The sequence below is a fragment of the Actinomadura sp. genome (genome assembly GCF_044508335.1).
Lineage (GTDB): Bacteria > Actinomycetota > Actinomycetes > Streptosporangiales > Streptosporangiaceae > Spirillospora.
The window spans coordinates 1-5,221 of record NZ_JBIQHY010000051.1; the positions used below are offsets into that span (position 1 = coordinate 1).

The following is a 5,221-nucleotide window of genomic DNA, read 5'->3' on the forward strand; positions in this document are numbered from 1 at the left end:
CATCCGCCGCGCCCGCATCGAGCGCGTCGGCTGACGGGAGAGGGCGGGCCCGGCGGGGCGCCACCAGCCGGGCCCGTCCGCCTGACCGGCCGCCGGCCCGGCCTAGGGCGAGGGATGGGCGGCGAGCGCCTCGCGGGCGGTGGCCACGTCCGGCGCGATCGCGACGCGGCGCTGCAGCCCGGCCACGTCCGACACCCGGCGGACCAGGCCGCGCGGCGGCAGCACCACCCACATGGGCACCCCCAGCTCGCTCGCCCGCATCTGCGAACGCGTGATCACGTTCAGCCCGTTGGAGTCGCAGAACGTGCAGCCGGTGAGATCGAGGATCAGGGCCGGTGTCCCGGAGTCGAGGAGCCGCACGGCCTGGGCGAGGATCTCCTCGCCGTTGCTCAGGTCGACCTCGTCCGGGAACGTCAGCGTCCCGCAGGTCTCCGTGATCTCCACCCGCGCTGCTCCGAGCTCCATCGTTCGCCCCAAAGTCGGTTTCCTCACCTGGATGACAACGGGGGGTACTCCACTGCGACTGTAAGCGTTGATCCTGGACGAAACCTGAAAGAAGAAGTCAAGTCTAGGGCGTCCCTCGCCCATATCCGAGACGAACTCGTTCGCTCGCGTTTCGTCCGGGTCTGTCGTTTTCGTCCGCTGCCTCGCCCGCCCGCCGGGGCGCGCGGCCGGGGGCGTGCGGGTGCGCCGCCCCGCCGGGCGTCTCGTGGTGACAAAGCCATATATTTCACCCGGCGGCCTGCTAGAACCGGGGGTGTGGGAATGAGCACGGACCCAGTGGTGATCGACGGAGGCGACCGCTCCTGCGTGCGCCTTCTGCTGGAGTTGCGCGGGCGCCTCGCCGGACTCGCGCCCGGCACCGTCGTCCACCTGATCGCCCTCGACCCGGCGGCCCCCATCGACCTGCCCGCCTGGTGCCATCTGACCGGCCACGCCTACCTCGGCCCCGTCGAGCGCGCGCCGGCCCCCACCTATGCCCTGCGGGTGGCCGCCGACCCCCGGCCCACGTCCCCCGAATCGCCCTGGCGCCCGCGCTGAGAGGCTATTGGCGACGCGCCAATTAGCGGTTACTGTGGCGTGGGCGTCGAAGGGACCATTGCCATGGGCGGACCGTCGGTCGCGATCGTGGGGAGCGGGTTCAGCGGGCTCGGGCTCGCCATCGCGCTGAAGCGCGCGGGCTTCACCGAGCTGACCGTCTTCGAGCGGGCCGACGGCGTCGGCGGCGTGTGGCGCGAGAACACCTATCCCGGCGCGGCGTGCGACGCCCCCTCCCACCTGTACTCCTACTCGTTCGAGCCGAAGCACGACTGGTCGCGCCGGTTCGCGCCGCAGCCGGAGATCCTCGACTACCTGCGCGGGTGCGCGCGCAAGTACGGCGTCATGGAGCACATGAGGTTCCGGAAGGAGATCGCCTCCGCCGACTTCGACGCCAAGGAGGGGCGCTGGAACCTGCGGACGGCCGAGGGGGAGACGTGCCCGGCGGACGTGCTGGTCTCGGCGTGCGGGCAGCTCAGCCGGCCGCACGTGCCCGACATCCCCGGCCTGGAGTCCTTCGGCGGCGCCGTGTTCCACTCGGCGGAGTGGGACCACGGCCACGACCTCTCCGGACGCGACGTCGCCGTCGTCGGCAACGGGGCGAGCGCCGTCCAGTTCGTCCCGCGGATCGCGCCGCGGGCCGCGAAGCTGACCGTGTTCCAGCGCGAGCCGCAGTGGGTGGGCTGGAAGTGGGACCGCCGCTACCCGCGCGTCCGCTCCCGGCTCAACCGCCGGTTCCCGGTCCTGCAGCGGCTGTCCCGCCTCGGGGTGTTCGTCTGGTTCGAGGTGCTGCTCAACCCGATGCTGATCTCGCCGCGCGGGCGCCGGGTGCTGTCCGCCCACATCCGGGCGCTGTGCCGCGCCACGCGGTGGTCGGTGCGCGACAAGGAGCTGCGGAAGAACCTGACGCCCGGCTACGAGCTCGGCTGCAAGCGCGTCCTGGTGTCCAGCGACTACTACAGGACCCTCAACCTCCCCCACGTGGACGTCGTCACCAGCCCGATCGTCAAGGTCGCACCGGACGCGGTCGTCACCGCCGACGGGAGGTCGCACCGGGCCGACACGATCATCATGGGCACCGGTTTCCAGTCGCACGGCTTCGTCGCGCCGATGCGCGTCTCGGGGCTGGACGGCCGCGCGCTGGACGACGCCTGGCGGGACGGGCCGCGCGCCTACCTCGGCATGACCGTCGCCGGTTTCCCGAACTTCTTCCTGATGTACGGGCCCAACACCAACGTCGGTTCCGGGTCGGTGGTACACATGCTGGAAAGCCAGATCGCCTACATCGTGCAAGCCGTCCGGGCCCTGCGCGACCCGGAGGTGCTGTACATGGACGTCCGCGAGGACGTGCTCTCCGCGTTCGACGAGCGCCTCCAGCGCCGCCTCGGCGGGACCGTCTGGAACGCCGGCGGCTGCACCAGCTGGTACACGCGGGGCGGCCGCAACGCGAGCAACTGGCCGGGCTCGATGCTCGGCTACCGCCGCCGGACCCGCGGCCTCGACCCGTCCGACTACCACTTCGTGAAGCGCTGACATGGCCCGCGCCTCCGCCCACCCGCTGCTGCGCGCGCTCGACGGGATCCTCGTCATCCCCCCGGAGCACCACCGGCCGGACACCGGCCGGGCCGACGCCGCCTCGATGCTCGCCTGCGACCAGGACGCGCTGTCCGCGCTGATCCGGCACGGGCTCCCGGCCACCGGCGGGCGCGGCCGGGAGCGGTTCGACTCCCGGGACCTGTTCAACCTCGCCCTCTACTCCGGCTCCGGGCGCACCGCGGTCGAGCGGGGCGTCGCGTCCGCCCTGCGCTGGACCCGCTCGTCCTGCGAGGACCTCATCGCGCCCCGCATGTCCCGGTTCGAGCTGCGCGTCGCCTGCGGCGCCCCGGAGGGCTGCGGGCCCGGCGCCCGCAACACGCTCGCCCGGCCCCGGACCGGCGCCTACGGCGGGAAGGTCCGCCAGGTCCGCGCCCTGCCGGCCGGCGCGGCGCGCGACGTCCCCGCCGGGCCGGCGGCGACCGCCCGCGGGTCCGGGCCGGCGCTCACCCTCTCGGCCGTGCTGCGGACGGTCGGCGACTGCCCCGTGCTGCGCTCGCCCGCGCTCCGCGCGATCCTGCGCGAGTTCGTGGGCGCGGAGCTGCGCTGGCTGCGGCTCCCCGAGGCGATGCGGAACGACGAGTCCCTCATCCCGCGCGGGTTCGCGAGCTGCGGCTCTGCCAGCCGCTACATCGCCCGCCTCTGCCGGGAGGAGGGCATCCCCGCCACCACGCGGATCGGCTGGCTCGTCGGCCTGCCGGACCTCGTGCACGCCTGGGTGGAGGTCGTGGACGACGACGGCGTCACCAAGGTCATCGACCCGACGTTCGTGCTGCTCGCCGAGGTGATCCCCGGCGCCAACCCGATGCTTCGCGACCCCGGCATCGCGTTCCGCACGAACCGCCTCATCCCGACCGCACTGGGCGTGGGCGCCGACCTCGCGTCCCACACCTGCGCCGCCGGCCGGGCGCCCCGCGTGACGACGACCCTGGACCCGCTGACCTGACCGCGGCGGAGTCAGGCGTCGCGGACGGCCTCGGCCATCGCGGTGTCGCCCTCCGCCAGGTAGCCCTCGACGACGCCGGCGCGGTCGGCCTCGGGGCGGTTCTGGCTCATCTTCGCCTTGGCCTCGATCCTGCTGATGACCAGTTCCAGGCCCACGATCGCGCGCAGCTGCCCCGAGATGAACTCGGCGGGGGCGTCGTCCACCGACCACGACGGGTCGCGGCCGCTCTCGTGGCGCTCGGTCAGGCGGCGGACCATCGACTCGACCCACGCCGGGTCGTCGTGGACGACGAGGCGGCCGTAGACGTGCGCGGTGAGGTAGTTCCACGTCGGCACCGCGCGGCCGTGCTCGCGCTTGGACGGGTACCAGGACGGCGACACGTAGGCGTGCGGGCCGTGCAGGATGAACAGCGACTCGCCGGCGGCTGGCTCGCGCCACTGATCGTTGTTGCGCGCGACGTGCGCCAGGATCGCGCCGTGCTCGCCCACCGACGGGTCGTACAGGATGGGCAGGAACGTCGCGATGAGCCCACGCGGCGTGCTCGTCACCAGGTCGGCCGCGTCGCATCCGGCCAGCAGCTCCCTGACCTCGGTGTCATTTGCAGCGAAATGCGCCGGAACGTACATGCGGCCGACGCTACTCGGTTGTCGGAGGCGCGTGCGAAGGTGGTGGGGTGAGCGCCGAAGAGGAGCGTGCCGGGGTCCGGCTGACCAACCTGGACCAGCCCCTGTTCGAGGGAGCGGGCGCGACGAAGCGCGACCTGGTCGACTATCTGGACGCCGTCGCCGACCGCCTCGTCCCGCAGCTCGCCGGCCGCCCCCTGTCGGTGATCCGCGTGCTGCGCGGCCAGAAGCCGTTCATGCAGAAGAACGTGCCGAAGTACACGCCGAAGTGGGTGCGCACGGTGCGGATGTGGGCCGAGACGTCCCGCCGCGAGGTCGCGTACGCGCTGTGCGACGACCGCCGCACGCTGCTGTGGTTCGCCAACCAGCGCGCCGTCGAGTACCACCCGCCGCTGTTCCGCGCGGACGCGCCGGACCGCCCCACCCACCTCGTCATCGACATCGACCCGCCGGGGTCCGGCGCGTTCGGCGCCGCCGTCCGCGCCGCGCATCTCGTCCGCCGGGCGCTGGAGGAGTGCGGGCTGCGGGGCGCGGTCAAGACGAGCGGCGCGAAGGGCGTGCACGTGTTCGTGCCGCTGGACGGCCGGACGCCCGCCGAGGACGTCGCCGCGGCGACCCGCGCGCTCGGCGTCCGCGCCGAGCGGCTCGACCCCGGCCTCGCGACGACGGCGTTCATCCGCGAGGACCGGGACGGCAAGGTGTTCCTCGACTCGACCCGCGCCGGCGGCGCGACCGTGGCCGCCGCCTACAGCCCGCGCATCCGCCCGGGGACGCCCGTCTCGTTCCCCGTCGCGTGGGACGACCTCGACGGCGTCGCCCCGGCCGACTTCACGATCAAGACGGCCCTCGGCGTCCTCGGCGACCGCGACCCCTGGTCCGGCCTCATGCCGGAACCGCAGTCGCTGCCCGCCGACCTGATCGAGCACGGCCGCACCATTCCGATCGCGCGCGTCCAGGCGATGCACGAGGGCAAGCGCCGGGCCAAGGCGCGCCGCGACGCCGGCTGACGGACCGCCCGGCG

At 73.5% G+C, this 5,221-nt stretch carries 6 protein-coding genes; 4 read left to right on the top strand and 2 right to left on the bottom strand.

From position 1 onward, the window contains the following. Positions 1-102: 102 nt before the first annotated feature. Positions 103-465: an STAS domain-containing protein gene (locus ACIWVC_RS18540; protein ID WP_396451808.1), complete on the bottom strand. Its 363-nt coding sequence runs from the start codon at positions 463-465 to the stop codon at positions 103-105. A 300-nt stretch (positions 466-765) separates the two neighbouring features. Between ACIWVC_RS18540 and ACIWVC_RS18545 the strand changes: the two genes are divergently transcribed. From ACIWVC_RS18545 to ACIWVC_RS18555, 3 genes are all read left to right on the top strand, one after another. Then, positions 766-1,041 carry a sulfurtransferase TusA family protein gene (locus ACIWVC_RS18545; protein WP_396451806.1) on the top strand — a complete coding sequence of 92 codons (276 nt, stop codon included), beginning with the start codon at positions 766-768 and terminating at the stop codon, positions 1,039-1,041. 63 nt (positions 1,042-1,104) lie between these two features. Beyond that, positions 1,105-2,571, top strand: coding sequence for a flavin-containing monooxygenase (locus tag ACIWVC_RS18550; RefSeq protein WP_396451805.1), 1,467 nt, complete (start codon positions 1,105-1,107; stop codon positions 2,569-2,571). A gap of 1 nt (position 2,572) precedes the next feature. Further along, positions 2,573-3,577: a transglutaminase domain-containing protein gene (locus ACIWVC_RS18555; RefSeq protein ID WP_396454364.1), complete on the top strand. Its 1,005-nt coding sequence runs from the start codon at positions 2,573-2,575 to the stop codon at positions 3,575-3,577. An 11-nt stretch (positions 3,578-3,588) separates the two neighbouring features. Here the strand turns inward: ACIWVC_RS18555 and ACIWVC_RS18560 are convergent, their stop codons facing one another. Further along, positions 3,589-4,203 carry an FMN-binding negative transcriptional regulator gene (locus tag ACIWVC_RS18560; RefSeq protein WP_396451802.1) on the bottom strand — a complete coding sequence of 205 codons (615 nt, stop codon included), beginning with the start codon at positions 4,201-4,203 and terminating at the stop codon, positions 3,589-3,591. Positions 4,204-4,250: 47 nt separating this feature from the next. Between ACIWVC_RS18560 and ACIWVC_RS18565 the strand changes: the two genes are divergently transcribed. After that, a complete protein-coding gene (locus ACIWVC_RS18565) occupies positions 4,251-5,207 on the top strand; it encodes a DNA polymerase domain-containing protein (RefSeq protein ID WP_396454365.1) in 957 nt (318 codons plus the stop codon). Positions 5,208-5,221 lie beyond the last annotated feature (14 nt).

What these genes read in the sequence shown, in the direction of transcription:
- ACIWVC_RS18560 (WP_396451802.1), bottom strand. Translation starts at nt 4,203, where the DNA reads ATGTACGTTCCGGCGCATTTCGCTGCAAATGACACCGAGGTCAGGGAG.
- ACIWVC_RS18540 (WP_396451808.1), bottom strand. Translation starts at nt 465, where the DNA reads ATGGAGCTCGGAGCAGCGCGGGTGGAGATCACGGAGACCTGCGGGACG.
- ACIWVC_RS18550 (WP_396451805.1), top strand. Translation starts at nt 1,105, where the DNA reads ATGGGCGGACCGTCGGTCGCGATCGTGGGGAGCGGGTTCAGCGGGCTC.
- ACIWVC_RS18555 (WP_396454364.1), top strand. Translation starts at nt 2,573, where the DNA reads ATGGCCCGCGCCTCCGCCCACCCGCTGCTGCGCGCGCTCGACGGGATC.
- ACIWVC_RS18545 (WP_396451806.1), top strand. Translation starts at nt 766, where the DNA reads ATGAGCACGGACCCAGTGGTGATCGACGGAGGCGACCGCTCCTGCGTG.